The organism is Campylobacter sp. JMF_06 NA1 (genome assembly GCF_027737785.1).
Classification (GTDB): domain Bacteria; phylum Campylobacterota; class Campylobacteria; order Campylobacterales; family Campylobacteraceae; genus Campylobacter_B.
This window is the reverse complement of sequence record NZ_JAOVUA010000001.1, coordinates 103,926-123,950: the sequence shown is the minus strand read 5'-3', so window position 1 is coordinate 123,950 and position 20,025 is coordinate 103,926. Positions and strand designations below refer to the sequence as shown.

The window sequence follows — 20,025 nt, the reverse complement described above, 5'->3', positions numbered from 1 at the left end:
TTTAAAATTTTGCCGAAAATTCGGCAAAATTTAATTACATATAAAGTCCGCCGTTGATTTTGAGCACATCGCCGGTGATATAGCTAGCATAATCGCTAAGTAAAAACGCCACGCCGTGCGCCACATCGCTAGCATTTCCGAAGCGTTTAAGCGGGATATTTGCCTCATAGCTCGCCCTGACCTCATCGCTTAGGGCGTCTGTCATATCAGTAGCTATAAAGCCCGGCGTTACGCAGTTAAAGCGCACTCCGCGACTCGCGCCCTCTTTGGCGAAACTCTTACTCATCGCTATCATACCGCCCTTGCTCGCGCTATAATTCACCTGCCCTGCATTTCCCATTTCGCCGACGATTGAGGCGATATTTACGACTGCGCCAAAGCGTTTTTTGCTCATCACTTTTAGCGCCTCGCGTGAGCCGATGAAAGCCGAAGTGAGATTTGCGTTGATTACGCCAGTGAAGTCTTCGAGCTTCATACGAAGGGCTAGTTTGTCGTTTGTGATACCTGCGTTATTGACGAGGTAGCTTAGCTCGCCGTCGCTCTGAATTATCGCATTTATCGCTTCGATAAACTCAGCCTCGTTTGTCGCGTCAAATTTCACCACAGCGCCCTCGCCGCCACCAGCTCGAATTTCTTCTAAAAGCGCGTCGGCTAGCTCAGGCTTTGAGCGGTAGTTAATCCACACTTTAAGCCCCATGCTAGCTAGCACTCTGGCGATATCTGCGCCGATTCCTCTACTTGCGCCTGTGATTAAGACATTTTTTCCACTAAATTTCATTTTTTATCCTTTTTTGAAAAATTTGCGCATTATAGCGGGTTATCGTAAATAAAGCATTTTCGCTCTTTATTTGAAAAATTTCAGCGCCAGATTATGTATAAAAATGCAAAAATCACAATTACGGCAAATATATTGCTCATATCATAGCCTAAAAAATTGCCCCAGTTTTCATAAGGTATATGAATATCCCAAAATTTCGCCTCCAAGCCAGATATGAAGTTGTCAATCAAATTTTGCATTTTTACCCTTTTACAATCTTAAAACAAAGCCTCGTCCATTTGCGCTGGAATTTCAAGCCCCATTAGCTTTAAGATAGTTGGTGCGACATTGCTAAGCCCAAAATCCCTCTTTAACTCACTCACGCCCTGCGCGCTTACGAAGCAAAACACATCAAAAGTGGTGTGATTAGTAAGCAATTCGCCCTGTGCCCCTCGCATTTGCTCGCAGTTGCCGTGATCTGAAATTTGCACATAAGCGTAATCAAATTCCTTTGCCTTAGCGTAAATTTTACCCAGACACTCATCTACCGCCTCGACCGCCTTAACCGCAGCGTCGAAGTTGCCCGTGTGGCCAACCATATCGCCATTAGCGAAATTTACCACGATAAAATCTTCGCCCCCCTCGATACCCTTTATCACAGCCTCGCACACAGCATGTGCGCTCATAGTAGGGCACAAATCATAGGTCGCGACCTTTGGGCTATCGATTAAAATGCGAGTTTCGTTCTGCACGCACTCTTCGCTGCCGCCGTTGAAAAAAAATGTAACATGGGCGTATTTTTCGGTCTCGGCGGTGTGGAGCTGTCTAAGTCCCGCGTCTGCGATGACCTCGGCAAGAGTATTTTGCAAAATGTCCTTTTTGACGATGATTGGAAATGGAAATTTCGCGTCGTATTCTGTCATGGTGATTAAATTTCGCACGCAAAATTTACGCTCAAATCCCGCGAAATCCTCCATACTCAAAGCTTGGCAAATCTCACGCGCCCTATCATTTCGGAAATTTACAAAAATAATTCCGTCATTTTCTTTAATCCCGTCAAATTCCCCAAAAATCGCTGGCTCGATAAATTCGTCCGTAATGCCATTCTCATAGCTTTTGCGAGCATACTCGCTTGGGGAGATTTTTTGCTTCTCGCCCTCGCCCATTAGCGCAGCATAAGCCTTTTGCACCCTTTCCCAGCGATTGTCCCTATCCATAGCATAAAACCGCCCACAAACGCTTCCTACGCTAAATTTCGCTTCCAAAGCCTGCAAAAACCCTGCCCCGCTTGTGGGACTTACATCGCGTCCATCGGTGATAGCGTGGGCAAAAACCTGCACGCCAGCGTCTTTTGCTATCTGGCAAAGCGCGTCGAAATGGCGCAAATGCGAATGCACGCCACCGTCGCTGTATAGCCCTATGACATGCACCCTAGGGCAAATTTTTAGCAAATTTACGATTTCGGGCGCAGTTTTTAGGGTGTCATTTTCGATCATTTTATCAATTTTGACTAGATTTTGATACAGCACGCGGCCGCTTCCAATCGTCATGTGCCCGACCTCAGAGTTTCCCATTTGCCCCTCAGGCAAGCCCACCGCAAGCCCAGAAGTGCGAAGTAGCGTGTTTGGCACGGATTTAAATAACATATCGTAAGTCGGCTTTTTGGCTGCGGCAAAGGCGTTGAATTCGCTACTTTGGTTGCAACCTATGCCGTCAGTTATGACAAGGATTGTTTTTTGTTTCATATTTTTCTCCTAAATTCAATGCGGACATTGAAATTTCGCATTATACTTTTTTTTAGCAAATATCACAAAATTTAAAATTTAAAAGCTAAATTTTACAAAGAAAGTATTAAAATAATCGGTTTTAAAAAATCAAATTTAAAAGGCAAATTTTGTTATATTATATCTACCAAATCACAAATATAAATTTCTTTCAATACACCACAGCGCGCGCTGGAATCGCATTTTTCATAGCTTTTATTTTAAGCGTGTATCTAATGCCACGATTCATATCTTGGGCCAGAGCCAAAAACGCCTCCCAGCCTATCTACGACCTAGCCCCGCAAACGCACCAAAAAAAGTCCAAAACCCCCACAATGGGCGGACTTGTCTTTGTTTTTTCAGCGATTGTGGCGAGTGCTTTGTGCGTGAAATTTAGCATTTTCACAATCTGCGGTTTAATCACACTAGCTGGGTTTTGCGCGATAGGATTTAAGGACGATTTGTCTAAAATTTTGGGTGCCTCTAACCACGCAGGGCTTAGCCCGCAAACCAAACTTTTACTCCAAAACGCCCTAGCTTTGGGGATTTCATTTACGCTGTATATTTTCAGTCCGCTTGGTGGTGAGCTGTATTTGCCTTTCGTGAAAAATCACATAATAAATTTAGAATTTTTCGCCATTGTGTTTTGGATGATAGTTTTCAGCGCGAGCTCAAACGCTGTAAATTTAACCGACGGCCTTGACGGGCTAGCCACGATTCCTTCGGTGTTTTCGCTAGCTAGCCTTGGTATTTTTGCCTATTTGTGCGGACACGCGATTTATGCGCAATACCTGTTTTTGCCAAAAATCGCAGGTGTTGGCGAGCTAAGTATCATCATCGCAGCCCTTATCGGCGCGCTTTTTGGGTTTTTGTGGTTTAATTGCTACCCAGCCGAAGTTTTCATGGGCGATAGCGGAAGTCTTAGCGTAGGGGCGTTTTTGGGATACTGCGCGATTGTGACAAAAAATGAATTTTTGCTAATTATAATCGGATTTGTCTTTGTAATGGAGACACTAAGCGTGATTTTGCAGGTCGGAAGCTTTAAAATGTTTAAAAGGCGAATTTTCCTCATGGCGCCTATTCATCACCATTTCGAGCTGAAAGGTTGGAGCGAAAACAAAATCATAATTCGCTTTTGGATAATCGCGCTAATGGCAAATTTGATCGCGCTAACTTCGATAAAATTAAGATAAGGAAAAAAAATGAAAAAATCACTCTTTGGACACGGCACCACTACAAAAGCGTTAGCAAAAAGCGGTGGTTGGGACATTTACGATGATAATTTCAAAGAGGGCGTTGCGAAATTTGACGAATTTGGCAATACGCTTTTGGCCCCTTGCCTTTTTGACCCCGCAAAAAGCGAACTAGAAATCCCAAGCCCGGGATTTCCCAAAGAGCATAATCTAATAAAATCCGCTAGGAATTTAATCAGCGAATATGATTATTTTAAGGATACTGCCCCGCTTAAAATTTGGATTAGCGGGACAAATGGCAAAACCACAACCACGCAGATGACACAGCACCTCCTAGCCCGCCACGGCTCGCTTATGGGCGGAAATGTAGGCACGCCACTCGCGCTTTTGGACAAGAGTGCGAAAATTTGGATATTAGAGACTAGCTCATTTACGATTCACTACACACGCACCGCGCACCCCGGAATTTACGCGCTTTTGCCAATCACCCCAGATCATCTTAGCTGGCATGGCAGTTTCGCCGAATACGAGCGCGTCAAACTCTCGCCACTTCTCGCTATGAGCGAGGGTTCAGTCGCACTAATACCGGCTGCGTATGCCAGTAGCGAGGCTGTGAAAAACTCGCGCGCAAGGGTGATTTGCTACGAAGACGAAAATGATTTGGCAGCCAAATTTGAAATCGAAATTGAAAAAATTTCATTTAAAACGCCGTTTTTGCTAGACGCTATCTTAGCCCTTTGTATCGAAAAAATCCTCACAGATCGCGCTAGCGTGGAGGTTTTGAACGAATTTGTAATCGAGGCAAACAAACTAGAAGAATTTTTTGATGTAAAAAAACGCATGTGGGTAAATGACACAAAAGCCACAAATATCGATGCTTGCGCGCAAGCCCTTAAACGCTACAAGGACAAAAAAATCCACCTAATCTTGGGTGGCGATGATAAGGGCGTGGATTTGGAGCCACTATTTGTGAGCTTTGCGCCGTATGATTTAAAAATTTATGCGATTGGCTCAAATACAGATAAACTCGTAAATTTATGCGAAAAATTTAAAATTCCTTGCATTAGGTGCGAATTTTTGAAAAACGCAGTCGCCAAAATAGATGAAAATTTCTCTGGTGTGGGCGAAGTCGCGCTTCTAAGCCCAGCCTGCGCTAGCCTAGATCAGTTCAAAAGCTACGCCCAACGGGGAAATTTATTCAAAGAGTATGTGGCAAATTTAGCCCTTTAAACACTGCGCCGAAATTTTTGCAAATTTAGAAATTTTAAATTTCTTACTCGTAGATTGCTTCGTCGCTTCGCTCCTCGCAATGACAAATTATTAGGCAAAATTTACGCCAGGTTTGTCATTGCGAGAATTTTGCGTAGCAAAATTCGTGGCAATCTACGACTTTAAAATTTAAATTTTGCAAATTTGCTGTCATTGCGAGCGAGTGCAACGAGCGTGGCAATCCAGTAAAATTTAGAGAAAATTTAAAATTCAACAAAATTCATTTGTGGATTAAAATTTATCGGAATTTCTCTGGATTGCTTCGATGACTTCATCATCTCGCAATGACAATGAAATTTACAAAATCATAAATTTAAAAACAAAATTTCGTATCGTGGATAAACGATATGACCTGAATTTAAATTTACAAGGAAATTTTTATTAAAGGAAATAAAAAATGAAAAAGAAAGTTAAAATTTTATCAAGTGTTTTATTTGTGATTTTGTTAATACATTTATGCTTATTGTATTTATTAAATTTAAAAGTAAATATAGCCGATATATACTGCTATAATTTAAGCGATGAAGAAATAGTGCAAAATTTTCTTAAAGATTCGTTTTTACAAAAAACAAAGGAAAAAAGTGCTAAACCACAATTTTATTTAATCGGTGAAAATCCAACAACACAAGAAATTTTGCAAAAACTAAAATATATTGTGGAAAATGATACCAATAAAACCCAAATAATAGAAGAATACAAATATACAGATGCAACAAAAAAATTTATTATTAGTGAGCATTTAAATATTTTACAGGCTTTAAATAAGCATTATACTTTAAAAAACATTAGCGAAAATATTGTTTCATTTTCAACAGAAAAGTGGCGTTGGGTTGTAAGTGATGTTCCACTTAATTTGGCAATAGCTGTTGGCAATTATGATACGCATATAGAAGACGGGGAAGGTGCAATTTCTATTTATGGCTCAGACGCTTTTACTTTTCATAAAGAAAATTCATCAATAGAAATAAAAAGATATAAATTTTATGTCCCGTATTATTCAAACTATATTCGGTATATGATAACAAATCGTAATATGGAAAAGTATGAAAGTGTTGGAATAGATGATTTAAAAAAAAGAATAAATTTAGATTTGCAATACTATTTAGAAGACTGCCTAAAAAATGGAGCAAAATCAAATAATTCTTACGAGAATTTTCATCACAACTACATAAAAGTAAATAGTTGTGGAATTGCAAAAAACAAAAAACAAAATTTTGTTATTTATTAAATTTTAATAAAAATTAATTTTTTGTTACAGCTTCGATTTTTTATAAAATTCTTGCAATGCCAAATTTAGACATTGCAAGAAAATCTATTTAAGCGAAATCAAATCCAGTGGGTTTATGTGGTAGTTTTGTTGCGTTACTTCAAAGGTTAAATCCGAGCTAATTCTGCCGATTGTGTAGCCCTTTTTGACCGAAGAGCCCACGCGCACAGTATTTGGGATCTGATTTAAATGCGCATAAATCGTGTGGATTCCGCCCGCATGCTCGATGATGACGACCTTATCTAGCACGGCTGTTTCTTTGGCGAATACGACCTTGCCAGCTAGCACAGCTTTTACCTGAGTGTCGCCACTTTTCGAGCCTAACACGATATTTTCGTTAAAAAGCTTGATATTATACACAGGATCGCTGTAATTGCCAAATTTACGCTTCACATACGCCCCGTCAAGCGGTGCAGAGGTTTTCGCGCCGGTGTATTTTTTCACGCGAGAGGATTGGTAGCTAGATCCGTATTGTTTGACCTTGGTGTTGATTTTGCTAACTCTCTCATCGGCTGGCTCGCTAGGCTCAGATTCAGGCTCTGGCTCAAATTTAGGCGCAGGCGGAGCTTCTTTGCCAGCTTTTTTGGCGGCGGCTTTTTGCTTTTCATACTCTTTTTTCTTGGCTTCAAGCTCTTTTTGTTTGGCTTCTTTTTCTTTTTTCTTTTGCGCTTCTAGTTTGGCTATGCGCTCCCTCTCCTCGCGCTCAGCCTTTTCGCGCTCTTCTTTATCATCAATGATTTTAAGCTCAGCCAAGGTCTTGGCAATCGCGTCTTGCTCGGCGTTTAGCTTTTCGAGCTGGGCGATATAGCTATCTTTGTTTTTTTGCAGGCTAGCTACTTTTTCTTTTTGTGCGTTTTGCTTTTCGCTCAAATTTATCTTTTTTTGGCTATAACTTTCCATATTTTCGTTAATTTGAGCGATTTTTTTGTTTTGTTCGTCGATGAAATTTTTGTTATTTTCATAATCCTTCATTAGCTTATTTAGCTCGCTATTCATCACGCTCTCTAATCCGCCTAAAACCTCGCTAGCCACGATAGAATCGGGCGTAACGCTGGAATTTGTGTCGCTGATGAGATCAAAAGAAAGCTCTTGGGAGATGATTTGGACGATTTTGTTTTCTAGCTCGCTTTGCACGCTAAGCAAGGTTGCGTTTTGTTTTTTGAGATTTTCTAGCTCTTGCTCTTCGTTTGCATATTTTTCTTTTAGCTCCTCGATATTTTGGCTAAGCTCTTTTATCTCGTTTTCACGCTTTTTAAAATCGTTTTGTTCTTGCACGATTAAATCAGCGATTTCATCGATTTTTTTAGACAGCCTCATCTCCTCTTGTTTAGAGGTTTTTAGCTCTTTATTGCTTTGGGCGATTTTTTCCTTCGTAGTCGGTGCGCCGTATGCGAAAAACGCAAACGCGCACAGTATCATCAAACGCTTCATTGTGATTTTTTACCACTTACTTCTAGCATTACAAATGTAACTGCGATAAATGTCAACCCCACAGCGATACCAAACAAAATGAGCGGTTCATACGGCAAAACAATCGTCTCGCTTAAATTTGTGATTTGGCTCACGGTTTGCATGAAAATCGGCCAGTTTGGAAGCGCTAGATAAAACGCCACCACAATTAGCGTAGCTAGCACGCTATCGGCTAGTGCCATGCGGTATAGTCTGCCACTTTTTATCATAAAACTAGCACCGAATAGCTCCATAATCTCGATTCGCTCTTTGTGCTCATAGACCCAAATTCGCATTTGGCGGTGAATTAGCATAAGTCCCAAAACCACGATTAAAAGCGCAAATCCATAAACCAAACTTTTAATCAAAAGCAAAATTTTAAAAATATCATCGTGGGTTTTTTTGAAAATTTCAACCCTGCTAAGCGAACCCATGCTTTTTAGCGCGCTTTCTATGTCCTCTAAACGCGCGCTGTCTGGGAAATTTTCGAGCTTAATGCTGTAAAATTTAGGCAAATTTTTGCTAAGCTCGCCAAAGGCCGCTTCTGAAATTTTACCCTTTAATCTATCTGTGATATTATCAGCTGGAATTTCGATGATTTGGCTGATATCGCTGACCTTATCTTGCACCTCTTCTAGGCTTAGCGCCTTTTTTGAGACAAGGACGATGTTGTATTCGTTTTGGATAGATTTTTCGTAACTTTTGGCTAAATTATTTACAAAAATTCCAAACTGCACCGAAAACAAAAGCGCCACAAGCGAAAAAATAACCCCAAAATGCGTTTTAATCGATCTCAGTGACATGGGAGTCCTTTATCTCGAAATGTCTATGCGCAAAACGCAAAGTGCTAGGCATTTTGTGCGTTACGATGACCACGCAAGCGTTCCACGCCTCGCATGCTGAGCGCAATAAATTCCAAATAATATCGCTTGAATAATCGTCCAAGTTTCCAGTAGGCTCGTCGCATAGCAGCAAGCGCGGATTGTGCGCCATAGCGCGCGCTAGGGCGACGCGTTGCTGTTCGCCACCGCTTAGTTCTAGTGGATATTTGCCCATTTTGTGTCCAAGCTCGATATGGCGGAGCAGTTTTTTGGCCTGATCTTGACAAACTTGCTCATTATATCCCATAATCATCAGCGGCAGCATGATATTTCGCTCGATCGTCCATTCATTAATCAGCCTGTAATCTTGAAAAATTATGCCGATTCTTTGGCGCAGTGTGCGCAAATCACTGCGACTAATGCCGTTTAAATCGCACAGGCAAACATTAAGTTCGCCACTTTTGATATCCATATCGCCGTAAAACGACTTCAAAAGCGTGCTTTTGCCGCTTCCGCTTTTGCCAGTGATTACGACAAAATCCCTTGCGCCTATGCCAAAGCTAGCATTTTTTATGACCTCACCGCTATCATATCCCAGTGTAAGCCCCTCGGCGGTGATTATGTTATTATCAGCTCCTATGCCTGCCATAACTCAAAAATCTCCATTATTTTTTTGTGTGCTTTGTAATTTTCGCTTGTAGCTAGCGGAGTTTTTAAAAAATACTCCGTCTTTGCCCCGATGCGAATAAAGCATTGTTGCGGGAAGTCAAACGCCCCAAACGAGGTCAAAATCAAAACCTCATCACTATCATCAAATTTATAAATTCTCTCAAAATGCACGAAATATCCCTCGCCTTTGATAGTCAAATTTTTGAAATTTGCCTCTATTTTTTGCGGGTTAAAATTTGAGAAATTCATATCAAAAATCGCTGGTTCTTCGCCGTTTTCATCGCTATTAGTAAAAATCAAATCAAAGATATTTTTATCCATTTTGCGCCAGCGATCCTCGTATTTCGAGCTAACGCTTAAATCTCTGTTTTTAAAGTGCTCTATCGCGCCACGCCCTGCATTTTGCGCTACGCCAAATTTATCCAGCGCATATTCAAAATACATATCGCTATCTGTGCGAAGCTCAAATTTCGCCCCTTTTTTGAGAGTTCGCACGCATTGATGAACAAACTCATCGCTAATGACTCTGCGGTGCGGGGCATCGTCCCAAGGAACAGGAAAGTGCAAAAATATGCGAGAGAGCAAATTTGCTGGCATTAATGAGAGCAAAATTCGCGCGTCAGTGTTTATCAAAGCGACATTTTCCAAACCCTCTTTAATCGCTAGTTTTGCGACCTGCTCGATACTAGGCTTGTAAATTTCGATTCCAATCACCAGCGTTTGCGGATTTGTGCGAGCCTGATAGAGCAAATGTCTGCCCGAACCAAAGCCGATTTCGACGAAAATTTGGCTAAATTTCGTGGTTTTGAGTAAATTTAGCATTTCATCTTCATCTAGCACGAGCGGTGTTTTTTGGGTTAGGGATTTGCTTTTAAAGGCAAATGCGCTAAAAATCACACCGCTTGCGAATTCTCTCTCGTAAATTTCAAGTGCGCGTTGCAAAATACCAATTTTGGCTGGTTTGGTGGTTTTTTCGCCTTTGACTACGACTTTGTCTTTGGCGTATTTAATAGTGACGAAAAATTCGTTATCAAAGCACCTTGTGCGCACAAGAGTGCAACTCTCATCGCTAGCAGACTCCAAAAGCTCCACGCCCTCCTTGCTAAATGGAAGGCGCGGTAGTTCTACGCTTTTTGCAATAAAATTTGGCAATTTATTCCGCCATTTGACTTACTTGGATTGGCGCGCTTGGAAGCGAGAGCATGCCTGTTTGCGATTTTGCGATTATGCGGTATTCGTATCCTGCGGTGTAATTTACATAATCAATATACTCTGCGCTAAGTCTGCCTGCGATATCTTTGACGCCACTCCACGAATCAGCGCCTTTTACCCTGCGCTCGATAGTGTAGCTTGCCACGCGCAAATCAGGGTGCGGACGCCAGATGATTTTCACGCGATCTGGCAGTGCGTAAGCCTGCGCAAACGGCACAGAATCAATCGTCTTTGTCGTGCTTACGATCGCAGCAGGCGAGCTTTCGCCCACGCCATTTATACCATAAGCGCGCACAGTGTATTTATACGATGTGTTTGGCTCCAAGCGAGTATCGGCAAAATGCGTAGTGTATGGATCGGCTAGGGTTGCGATTTTTTTCGCTTCGCCACCGCCCATATCAGCGCGATAAACCACAAATCCTAAAAGATTAGGATATGAGCCGTAATTTGGCCACTCTAAGCCGATTTCGTTCGTGCCAGAGATACTTTTAATACCCTCGACGCGTGGCAAGCTTGCGTCATTTCCGCCCGGCACACTATGAGAGGAGCAACCAGCCGCTAGTATCGCTAAACTCGCGCAAAATGCTACTTGGTAAAATTTTTTCATAAATTTCATCCTTTTTATCGTGATTTTGTATCAAATTCTCAAACTCCACCGGCAAAGGCGCCGTAATCTGCATACGCTCGCCACTTCGTGGGTGCGTGAAATACAGCACATAAGCGTGAAGTAAAATTCTTGCTATTTTATCTTTTTCGCTCTTAAATCCGTATAAATAATCGCCGATAATATGGCGATTAATCGAGCCCAAATGCACGCGGATTTGGTGCGTGCGCCCAGTAAAAAGCTTGGCTGCGATTAGGTTGATTTTGCCAAATTTGTCGCTACTGCTCTGGCTAAATTTCGCCTGCCCCCAATCATCGCTAAAAATCGTATAAAACGCGCTTTTTGCCTCGCGACCGCCCGGAATTATCGCCTTTTTTAGGCGGTTATTTGGGTTGCGATCAATCGGGCGATCTATCACGCATGGCTCTTTTAGGGGCAAATCTGTTAAGGCAAGATAAATTCGCCCCATGCTTTTGTCGCTTAATTGCGCGCTTAGGGCTTGGTGCGTGGCGTTGTTTTTAGCCACGACCAAAGCTCCGCTAGTGCCCTTATCTAGGCGATGAACAATACCTGCGCGGATTTGACCATTTATCGTAGAGAGCATAAAGCCTTTTTGCCTAAGCCACTCTACAATCGTGGCTTCTTTGACACTTGGGGCTGGATGAACGACCACGCCAGCTGGCTTATTTAGCACTAGCAAATCATCATCTTCGTATAAAATTTCAATCTCACCCTCAAAGCTAAATTTCGCCTCATCGCTATGAGTAGGCGCAGGGTAAGCGACACTCACCTCATCGCCTAAATTTAGCTTTTGCGATGATTTGGTTATGATTTTTTGGTTTATAAAAACACTGCCTGATTTGATTAAATTCGAAATTTGATTGCGCGAAATGCCCAAATTTTCGCTTAAAAAAACATCTATTCTCGCCACGCAATCTGCTGTAAAATTATCCAAATTTATACCTTTTTTTGTTATTATCGCCCAAAATTTATTAGGACTTACTTTGAAATTTGACAAAAAGATTTTATCATATTTTGATTATATTCAACCTTTGCTGATTTTGCCAATTATTATTTTTTCATACCTTTTAATCAGCGAGGCAAACACCGCACTTGGCAACAAACAGCTTGTTTATTTTGGGGTTGGTTTTGTTGTTTTTATGGTCTTTTTTTTGTTTCCGATTCGCAAATTTTTGTATTTGATTCCGCTGTTTTACTGGGTAAATATCGCCCTGCTTTTAAGCGTGGAATTTTTCGGCATTAGCAAGCTTGGCGCGAAGCGTTGGTTGGAGTTGCCGTTTGTGCATTTTACCCTCCAACCAAGCGAGATTATGAAGCCAGCGTGCATGCTAATGCTAATGTATCTAATCCACAAAAATCCGCCACCGCCCGAGGGTTATGGCGTGAAGGATTTCGCTAAATTTAGCTTTTATATACTTTTGCCATTTGCGCTAATCGCCAAAGAACCAGACCTTGGAACCGCGCTAATTCTTTTTTTAATGGGGTTTGCGACGCTTTTTATCATCGGCGTGAATAAAAAAATTTGGATTGCGCTGGTGCTAGCGTTTAGCGTCAGCTCGCCCGTGCTTTATAACAACCTGCACGATTACCAAAAAAAGCGCATTACGGATTTTTTGAGCGAAGAGCACAACTATCAGGTCAAACAAGCCGTCATCGCTATCGGAAATGGCGGAATTTACGGCAAAAATTTAGAAGAAGCCACCCAAACTCACTTTAAATTTTTGCCAATTGCCACGAGCGATTTTATCTTTGCCTATATGGTCGAGCGCTTCGGATTTGTCGGTGCACTCGCGCTCATCGGCTTTTACGCGCTTTTAATCATGCACCTGCTTAGCCTAAATTACGACTTTGGTAGCGATTATCTCATACGGGTTTTTACCTCGGCTCTGGCGACGCTGATTTTTATCTACGCTGGGGTTAATATCTCCATGGTCATCGGATTTGCCCCTGTCGTGGGCGTGCCGCTGCCGTTTTTTAGCTACGGGGGAAGTAGTTTTATCACATTTATGATTTTGTTTGGAATTTTGCAAAATTTGCTAACTTTTAGAAACAAAGACAATTACAAAACGATAAGTATTAGGCTGTAAATTTGAAAATTTGGCTAAATTTGGGCTAAATTTAGCGTGTAAATTTAGCCCAGATAAATTTAACTCTCTTTTAGAAGTTTCGTCGCTAAAATCGCGCCGTCATCGTGTTTGCGCGCAGATTTGTAAATTTTGTTAAAGAAAATTTCCAAATACTCGTGGTTATTAATGCGCTCTGCTTCATTTGCCACGCTAATTGCGCTATATTCGCCGTCGCTTCCAAGCTCGTAAGCAAGCTCGGTATCGCTAAGCTGTAATTTTAAAATTTCTTTTAATTTATTTTGCAAAGCCTCGCTATAAATCGGCGTCATAAGCTCCAATCTGCGCTCTAAATTTCGTGGCATCCAATCCGCGCTTGCGATATATAGGCACGGCTCTGCGTGTTTGAAATAAAAAATTCTAGCGTGTTCTAGGTATTTGCCGATGATTGAGCGGACTTTGATATTTTCGCTAAGTCCTGCTACACCCGGGCGCAAACAGCAAATTCCACGGATTATGAGATCGATCTTAACCCCTGCTTGGCTCGCTTTGTAAAGCGCCTTTATCATATCGCTATCGACGAGGGCGTTCATTTTAGCGATGATTCTGCCGTCACTTCCCTTGCTCTCTTCGACCTTAATCATCTTTAAAATTCTCTCTTTTATCTGCATTGGCGACATTGAGAGATTGCCTAGTTTGCGGTTTTTGTTATAACCTGAGAGTATGTGGAAAAAATTTGTCGTATCCTTATCGAAAGTATCCCCGCAAGTAAAAAAGCTCACATCGGTGTAGATTTTCGCACTGCTTCCGTTGTAATTGCCCGTGCCTAGGTGGATATAAAATTTGAGCTTGCCGTCTTCTTTTTTGATGATTTGAGTGACTTTGGCATGGACCTTAAAACCTGCGATTCCATAAATCACATGCGCGCCAGCGTCTTCTAGCGCCTTTGCCCAGTGCAGGTTGTTTTCCTCATCAAACCTAGCTTTTAGCTCGACCATTACGGTTACTTGTTTGCCATCGCTTGCAGCCTCGATTAGGCTTTGGACGATTGGCGAGTTTTTCTCCACGCGGTATAGCGTCATACGGATTGAGATGACTTTGGGGTCTTTGCTAGCTTCTTTTATGAGTTTTTGGACTGGATCGAAGCTCTCATAAGGGTGAAAAATCAAAATATCATCTTTTTCCATTGCGCTCATTACTGAGGTGTTTTCGTTAAAGGGAGGCAGTGTTTTTGGAAGGTATTGCGGGTGAGCTAGATAGGAAAAATCCTTGTTGCCAGCTATCTCCCAAAGCCCGTCAAGTGTGAGCGGGATCGAGCACTCGAAAATGTCTTTGTAGAAAATTTTAAGATGTTCGTTTAAGAAATTTAGCAAATCAGGGTCTGCGTTTTTAGCGATTTGAAGTCGCACAAAAGCCCCTTTACGGCGCAGTTTAAGACCGGCTTCGAGTATCATCATAAAATCATCTGCTTCCTCTTCTTCGATTACGATATCGGCGTTTCTTGTAACCCTAAACGCAGCCGAGCTAATTAGCTTATAACCCGGGAAAATCTCCTCGGCGTGGCGATTTACGATTGAATCAATCGTTACATAGGTGTTTTTTGCGACCTGCACGAAGCGAGGAAGCACACGAGGAATCCTAATCATACCAAAATGAATCGCCTCTGGCGCATTTGCGTCGCAGAGTTTGACTGCAATCGAAAAGCTAAGGTTGTTTAGGTGCGGAAACGGGTGCGTCGCATCTACGGCGATCGGGATAATCACCGGCATGATTTGGTTGAAGAAAAACTCATCAGCACTTAGCTTTAAATCAGGGGTTAGCTCGTCGTAGTTTTTGATAAAAAGGCCGTTTTTGCTAAGCTCCTCTTTGATAGCGATATAGTGCGCTTCTAGCTCGTTTTGCTCGTGTTTGAGATATGAGCGAATCTCGCGCAACTGCTCCAATGGCGTCATCTCATCATCGCCACTAGCTGTTACACCAGCTGTGAAAAGCTGTTTAAGCCCAGCCACACGAATCATATAAAACTCATCTAAATTTGTGCTATAAATCGCTACAAATTTCAATTTTTCAATCGGTGGAATTTGCTTTTGACACTGAGTTAAAACGCGCGAATTAAAGCGAAGCCAACTCAACTCTCTATTTAAAAATTTGCTTTGTTGCTCCATTTTATTTCCTTTTTTTTGGATTAAAAATTTTAAGATTATAACTCAAAAAAGATTAAAATGTGTTTTTTATGAAATTTAATTGCGCTTTAAATTTTTAAAGCAATTATCCAAATAAACGCAAAATTTCACGCCATTTAGATAAAAAATCCAGCTTATGTAAATCCACAAAAAGAAAAATAGCGCTACCGAAAACGAGCCGTAAATGCTAAGATAGGTTTTGTTATAAAACACATACTGCGCGAAAATAATCTTAGAAATCCACCATAATGTGGAGGCTACGAGAGAGGATATAAGCACGGCTTTGGGGCGAATTTCGCGGTTTATCGCCGTAGCGTAAGTGATAGCAAAAATAGCCCAAATGATAACAAATGGCAAAACTGAGAGCAAATTTATCCACCTAGAAAATTCGGTTTTATCGAGTAAATTTTGAAGTTCTGAGCTGATGAAAAACGACGCGCCAAGCCCCACGGGAGCCAGTGTCATAAGCGTCCAGTATGTGCTAAGGCCTTTGAAAAATCCGCGCTTTGGCGAGTGCGAAATCTGCGCGATAATCTCCTCAAAATCATCAAAAAACAAAATCGAAGTTACAAGCACCGCCAAAAATCCCAGTGCGCCAAGGCTTAGGCCGTTTGCCATAAACTCTTCCAAATACGGAATCAGACTTTCTTGGTTGGCTGGAAGCAGGTTTGAAAAGATAAATGCCTTGATTTTGGCGTAATAATCGTGGAAACTAGGCAGCTGCATAAACACGCTAAGTGAGACCATAAGCACAGGGAGCAATGCCAAAATCGTGTGAAAACTAAGCGACGAGGCGTAGTGCATGAGGTGCGGGTCGTAAATCTTGCGCCAGGATTTGATAAAAATTTTAAATTCGTCCAAAAATATCTTTAAATTTTTCATTTCGCAATTTTAGCTAAAATTTTAAAAATTTGGGTAAAAATGAAATTTAGAAAGGTTAAATTTGGCAAAATTTGGAATTCTTTAAATTTGTGGAATTTATAAATTTTGATTTTTAAATTTATGGTTTTCCGCGTTTATTTAATGGTTTGCAATGGCAAATTTTGCAAAAATTTGGCATAAAAAAACGGACAGGCGAACCTGTCCGTGAAATTTGGCAAAATTTAGAAAATCAAATCCTAGAATAATCCAAATTTGCCGTCTTTGCGCTTGTATAAAACGCGCATTTTAGCGTCCATATCGTTGAAAACTAGGAATTGATCGCTGCTTTCTTTTAATTTATTTAGCGCCTCGTCGATTTCTAGCGGCTTGTAAAGATCTAGCTCTGTTGGGACGATTTCATCGACATTATCATCTAAATTCGGCTCACTAGCCTTGATGATTTCATCTACTGCGCTTTGTTTCATATCATCGCGATTTTTGTGCGAATTTACCTTGTCGTGGTAGCGACGAAGCACTTTTGCAAGGCGATTTGTTGCGTTATCTACCGCTGCATATAGGTCTTTGTCTTTTTCACGCACTACGATTGTGTCTTGGTGAGCTAAATTTAGCGAAAAATCCATGACGAAGCCCTTGCGACCTTGTTTTTCATCTGCTGATACGACAGCACGACCTGATATAATGTCAAGGTTGTATTTTTTTAGACTATCAAACGCTTGTGTGATATAATCCTTAATAGCGTCTGTTAGTTCAAACTGTTTTCCTACTATACTTAAATTCATTCTTTCCTCCATTGAAATTAAGGTTTTTGTATTGTTCTTCTATGGTATCTAATTCTCGGTGAATCAAGAGCCGGTGTCGAAGTAACGACAACATCAATAATGGCTGCGTGGCTAGTTACAGCATTCCCAGTCGTCTTGCTAAATGCAGTTGTTGATGCCCTGTTGCACCTAGCAGGCATATTTGCATCTAAATAATTAATTGTAACATTTATATCAAAAAGAGAATCGTTGCGACTCGGATAAGTAATATCAATTTGATTTAGACACTCCGCATTGTCAGTAGTTGTGGTTGGATACACATGTTGTTGCATAGCCAAAACAGCATACTCTGTCGCACTTTGCGCTAAAAGCACAGCCTGCTCGCGGTTGTGAGCATTATTTGTATCGCGGGCTGTCATCGTAGCGATAGAAAGCGCAGTAATAGCCGTAGTGGCAACTAAAACGATAAAAAATATTGCGGCTATCAAGCCAAAAGCTCTTCTCATCTTTTTCATTAGTACACCACCTGAGATTTACACATAATCATATCTAATTGATTAGGGTCAAAATTTCTACCATTATCTCTCATACATAGTTTCATTTCGACAGCACCATTATCATCTCTAAATCTAAACATAAACACATCTTCTGCTAACAAAACTTTTTGTGTTGTTGCGTCACTATATCTTTCACCTGCCCATGGTCTATAATTGTAAGCCAAGGTAAGATTAAAATTTTTACCAGCTTTACCTCCATAATTAACCACTTGTGTTCCAGTAGGATAAATAGCATATGCTGAATGCGCCAAATAGTATTGATCTGAGAACTCTCGAACAGTAGCACCAACATTGTCCAAACGAGTTGGATAATTTGTGATAGTCAAATTCTCATCATCATTGTTGCCTACTGTTGCACTAGCTACATAAACTCTATCGCTATTATTGCCTGTGCCGTTGTATCCATATGCACCATCGATATTCACACCATCATAGTCATTAGCCAAATAAGTAAATATAATAACAAAATCATTATATCTACCTGTTGCGCAATTAGATTTATTAACACATGTCAGTTTATCAATTATATTACTCACACTATTCAAACTACTACCCTGAGAAAGTATAGAATTTGCCTTATTATCCGCATCATTAAAAGGATTTGAGATAGAGCTCATATCCACAAAACCACTCCAACCAGGATTTGAATTATTTATATTCTTAGTTTCTATACTTTGACCAATCCACTCGATAATATCGTGATCTTTACTAATACCAGCAAGATTGATAAAATCTGTTATAGGCTTACCTGCTTCTCTACCAATTACACTTCCATAAATACGATACTCCAATCGATTTGATATTAAAGTAATCGCGTTTTGCGTCCTTGATTCTAACTGATTTAGCGCACGGGTATGCAAGTATGATTTATATATTTGAGAATACAAATCGGCACCAAACATAGAGATTATACCCAAAATCACTATGACCATTACTAATTCTATTAAAGTAAAACCCTTTTTCATGTCATATTCCTAATACTGTTGCTTATCTATTTTCATAGAACCAGAGCCTATATTAAAACCATAATATCTAAGCGCAACGCTAGCTCCTGGATCCATCTTCATTTCTCGTGACTACATTTACCATTTTAACATTTGTAGGAGTTGCATTTGCAGGAGTAATGCCGAAATTAGCTCCCAAAGTAGCACTATTTCTATAATTTCCCGTTACTAATGGATCAGCTACATAATCTACGCTAACAACAGTTTCTGTATTAAGAACAAAATCGCCTGTAACCAAATCTGAACTTTTTATCTTATGTTTAAAACCCTGATAATCATCTAAATCCCAATAAGGTTGATTTGCGCTAATAGATTTATCTTTTCCTGCGTATCGAATAGAACCAACCCCTATGCCAAAATTCCCATACGGTGTCGGACCCACATCGCTAATACTATCTTTTTTATCCTTGCCTTCCGAATCCAAAATCCCGACTCTACTTTCTTTTGTCGCACCAGCAGCTATATTCACACTATGAATAACATTAGCATTTGAACAACCGCCAGTACAACCAGCAGAAGTACTATATGCACTATCCCACTTCGCCGGCTGGATACGGCTCATCATAGATTTAGCATTATAAACAAGCTCCTGTTGCACGGCAAACATATTTAAATTTACCGTCTGAGCGACTATACGCGGTATGGCCATTGTAGTAATAGCCAAGATTACGATGGTAAAGACCAACTCGATCAGAGTGAAACCCTTTTTCATCTCGCCTTCCTTAAATTTTACTCATGGATACTCAATATCCACTGCTAGACGCATAATTATACAACGCAAAACCTTAAATTTGCTATTTTTACGCATACAAAATGAAATTTTTAAAATTTGAGTGAAATTTTGGTGTATATTTACCTAAATATTATAGAATTGCGGGTTAAAATTTCACAAGGAAAAAATATGCAAAATTTAATCAAATTTCTACTTTGTGCCTTATTTGTCGCATTTATCAGCGGTTGTAGCTCGAAAGGCGATGGCACACTTTTTAACCTCAGCCAAGAAGCATGGTATGCGCAAATCCTAGACGATTTAAACTCGCTTTCATACGATGATGCTGAGACGCACTACACGAGCTTTGCTAGCGAGCACATCGCTTCACCGCTTTTGGAAGAAATGACGCTGATTATGGCACAAGCTTTCGTCGATGACGAAAATTACGAAAAAGCAAACAAATATCTAGACGAATACATACGCAGATACGGCACCGCGAAAAAAATCGAGTATGCAAGATACCTAAAAATCAGAGCAAATTTCGACTCATTTTCACGTCCAGGTCGCAATCAGCGATTAATGCTAAATAGCATAGATGAAATTCGTAAATTTATCATCGAATATCCACAAAGCGAATACAGACCGCTATTAGAGACTATGATGACCAAACTTCGCTTAGCCGAACACCAGCTCAATAAAGACATAAAAGACCTTTACGAGCGCACTGGCAAGGACGAATCAGCCAAAATTTATGAAAGTAGAATCGAAAATTCGCCGATGAACAGCACCGAGATTATCAAACCGCAATCCCCATGGTATCGCGCGATATTTGAGTAGGAAA

20 protein-coding genes are annotated in these 20,025 nt (G+C 40.7%); 5 read left to right on the top strand and 15 right to left on the bottom strand.

Going from position 1 to position 20,025, the window contains the following annotated elements:
- Positions 1–34: 34 nt before the first annotated feature.
- From fabG to gpmI, 3 genes are all read right to left on the bottom strand, one after another.
- Entirely contained in the window at positions 35–778 is a 744-nt protein-coding gene (gene fabG, locus OFO07_RS00650; RefSeq protein WP_270870573.1) for a 3-oxoacyl-ACP reductase FabG, read from the bottom strand.
- A gap of 80 nt (positions 779–858) precedes the next feature.
- Positions 859–1,017, bottom strand: a complete 159-nt coding sequence (locus OFO07_RS00645; protein WP_270870572.1) for a hypothetical protein — start codon at positions 1,015–1,017, stop codon at positions 859–861.
- Positions 1,018–1,035: 18 nt separating this feature from the next.
- Positions 1,036–2,502, bottom strand: a complete 1,467-nt coding sequence (gene gpmI / locus OFO07_RS00640) for a 2,3-bisphosphoglycerate-independent phosphoglycerate mutase (protein ID WP_270870571.1) — start codon at positions 2,500–2,502, stop codon at positions 1,036–1,038.
- A 149-nt stretch (positions 2,503–2,651) separates the two neighbouring features.
- Here gpmI and mraY point away from each other — a divergent pair, with 149 nt between their 5' ends.
- The 3 genes from mraY (at position 2,652) to OFO07_RS00625 (ending at position 6,210) form a co-directional block, all read left to right on the top strand.
- A complete protein-coding gene (mraY, locus tag OFO07_RS00635) occupies positions 2,652–3,713 on the top strand; it encodes a phospho-N-acetylmuramoyl-pentapeptide-transferase (RefSeq protein ID WP_270868090.1) in 1,062 nt (353 codons plus the stop codon).
- Positions 3,714–3,722: 9 nt separating this feature from the next.
- On the top strand, positions 3,723–4,943 hold the full coding sequence (murD, locus tag OFO07_RS00630) for a UDP-N-acetylmuramoyl-L-alanine--D-glutamate ligase (RefSeq protein ID WP_270870570.1): 1,221 nt from the start codon (positions 3,723–3,725) through the stop codon (positions 4,941–4,943).
- Positions 4,944–5,379: 436 nt separating this feature from the next.
- Positions 5,380–6,210 carry a hypothetical protein gene (locus OFO07_RS00625; RefSeq protein ID WP_270870569.1) on the top strand — a complete coding sequence of 277 codons (831 nt, stop codon included), beginning with the start codon at positions 5,380–5,382 and terminating at the stop codon, positions 6,208–6,210.
- Positions 6,211–6,294: 84 nt separating this feature from the next.
- On the opposite strand, the gene OFO07_RS00620 is transcribed toward OFO07_RS00625, so the two are convergent.
- The 6 genes from OFO07_RS00620 to OFO07_RS00595 are packed head-to-tail and all read right to left on the bottom strand — an operon-like array spanning position 6,295 to position 11,959.
- On the bottom strand, positions 6,295–7,680 hold the full coding sequence (locus OFO07_RS00620) for a murein hydrolase activator EnvC family protein (protein ID WP_270870568.1): 1,386 nt from the start codon (positions 7,678–7,680) through the stop codon (positions 6,295–6,297).
- Positions 7,677–8,501, bottom strand: a complete 825-nt coding sequence (locus tag OFO07_RS00615) for a cell division protein FtsX (RefSeq protein ID WP_270864616.1) — start codon at positions 8,499–8,501, stop codon at positions 7,677–7,679. The genes OFO07_RS00620 and OFO07_RS00615 overlap by 4 nt, the downstream gene beginning before the upstream one ends.
- Positions 8,482–9,168: a cell division ATP-binding protein FtsE gene (locus OFO07_RS00610; RefSeq protein WP_270859346.1), complete on the bottom strand. Its 687-nt coding sequence runs from the start codon at positions 9,166–9,168 to the stop codon at positions 8,482–8,484. Before OFO07_RS00610 ends, OFO07_RS00615 begins: the two co-directional genes overlap by 20 nt.
- Complete coding sequence (gene trmB / locus OFO07_RS00605) at positions 9,156–10,340, bottom strand: tRNA (guanosine(46)-N7)-methyltransferase TrmB (RefSeq protein ID WP_270870567.1); 1,185 nt, start codon at positions 10,338–10,340, stop codon at positions 9,156–9,158. Before trmB ends, OFO07_RS00610 begins: the two co-directional genes overlap by 13 nt.
- A 1-nt stretch (position 10,341) precedes the next feature.
- The gene (locus tag OFO07_RS00600) at positions 10,342–11,007 is read right to left on the bottom strand and encodes a hypothetical protein (protein ID WP_270859344.1); all 666 of its coding nucleotides are present in this window, start codon (positions 11,005–11,007) and stop codon (positions 10,342–10,344) included.
- Complete coding sequence (locus tag OFO07_RS00595) at positions 10,937–11,959, bottom strand: RluA family pseudouridine synthase (RefSeq protein WP_270870566.1); 1,023 nt, start codon at positions 11,957–11,959, stop codon at positions 10,937–10,939. Before OFO07_RS00595 ends, OFO07_RS00600 begins: the two co-directional genes overlap by 71 nt.
- 49 nt (positions 11,960–12,008) lie before the next feature.
- Here OFO07_RS00595 and OFO07_RS00590 point away from each other — a divergent pair, with 49 nt between their 5' ends.
- Positions 12,009–13,112 (top strand): FtsW/RodA/SpoVE family cell cycle protein, encoded by a 1,104-nt coding sequence (locus OFO07_RS00590; protein ID WP_270870565.1) that lies wholly within the window; start codon positions 12,009–12,011, stop codon positions 13,110–13,112.
- A gap of 59 nt (positions 13,113–13,171) precedes the next feature.
- Here the strand turns inward: OFO07_RS00590 and OFO07_RS00585 are convergent, their stop codons facing one another.
- The 6 genes from OFO07_RS00585 to OFO07_RS00560 form a co-directional block, all read right to left on the bottom strand.
- Positions 13,172–15,253, bottom strand: coding sequence for an RNA degradosome polyphosphate kinase (locus tag OFO07_RS00585; RefSeq protein ID WP_270868097.1), 2,082 nt, complete (start codon positions 15,251–15,253; stop codon positions 13,172–13,174).
- A 75-nt stretch (positions 15,254–15,328) separates the two neighbouring features.
- The gene (locus OFO07_RS00580) at positions 15,329–16,153 is read right to left on the bottom strand and encodes a YihY family inner membrane protein (RefSeq protein WP_270861963.1); all 825 of its coding nucleotides are present in this window, start codon (positions 16,151–16,153) and stop codon (positions 15,329–15,331) included.
- A 236-nt stretch (positions 16,154–16,389) separates the two neighbouring features.
- Complete coding sequence (gene hpf / locus OFO07_RS00575; RefSeq protein WP_270870564.1) at positions 16,390–16,932, bottom strand: ribosome hibernation-promoting factor, HPF/YfiA family; 543 nt, start codon at positions 16,930–16,932, stop codon at positions 16,390–16,392.
- A gap of 17 nt (positions 16,933–16,949) precedes the next feature.
- Entirely contained in the window at positions 16,950–17,426 is a 477-nt protein-coding gene (locus OFO07_RS00570; RefSeq protein WP_270870563.1) for a type II secretion system protein, read from the bottom strand.
- Positions 17,426–18,433: a prepilin-type N-terminal cleavage/methylation domain-containing protein gene (locus OFO07_RS00565; protein WP_270870562.1), complete on the bottom strand. Its 1,008-nt coding sequence runs from the start codon at positions 18,431–18,433 to the stop codon at positions 17,426–17,428. Before OFO07_RS00565 ends, OFO07_RS00570 begins: the two co-directional genes overlap by 1 nt.
- Before the next feature lie 79 nt (positions 18,434–18,512).
- Positions 18,513–19,184, bottom strand: a complete 672-nt coding sequence (locus OFO07_RS00560; RefSeq protein ID WP_270870561.1) for a type II secretion system protein — start codon at positions 19,182–19,184, stop codon at positions 18,513–18,515.
- Between the two features lie 189 nt (positions 19,185–19,373).
- On the opposite strand from OFO07_RS00560, the gene OFO07_RS00555 reads away from it, so the two are divergent.
- On the top strand, positions 19,374–20,021 hold the full coding sequence (locus tag OFO07_RS00555) for an outer membrane protein assembly factor BamD (RefSeq protein WP_270870560.1): 648 nt from the start codon (positions 19,374–19,376) through the stop codon (positions 20,019–20,021).
- Positions 20,022–20,025 lie beyond the last annotated feature (4 nt).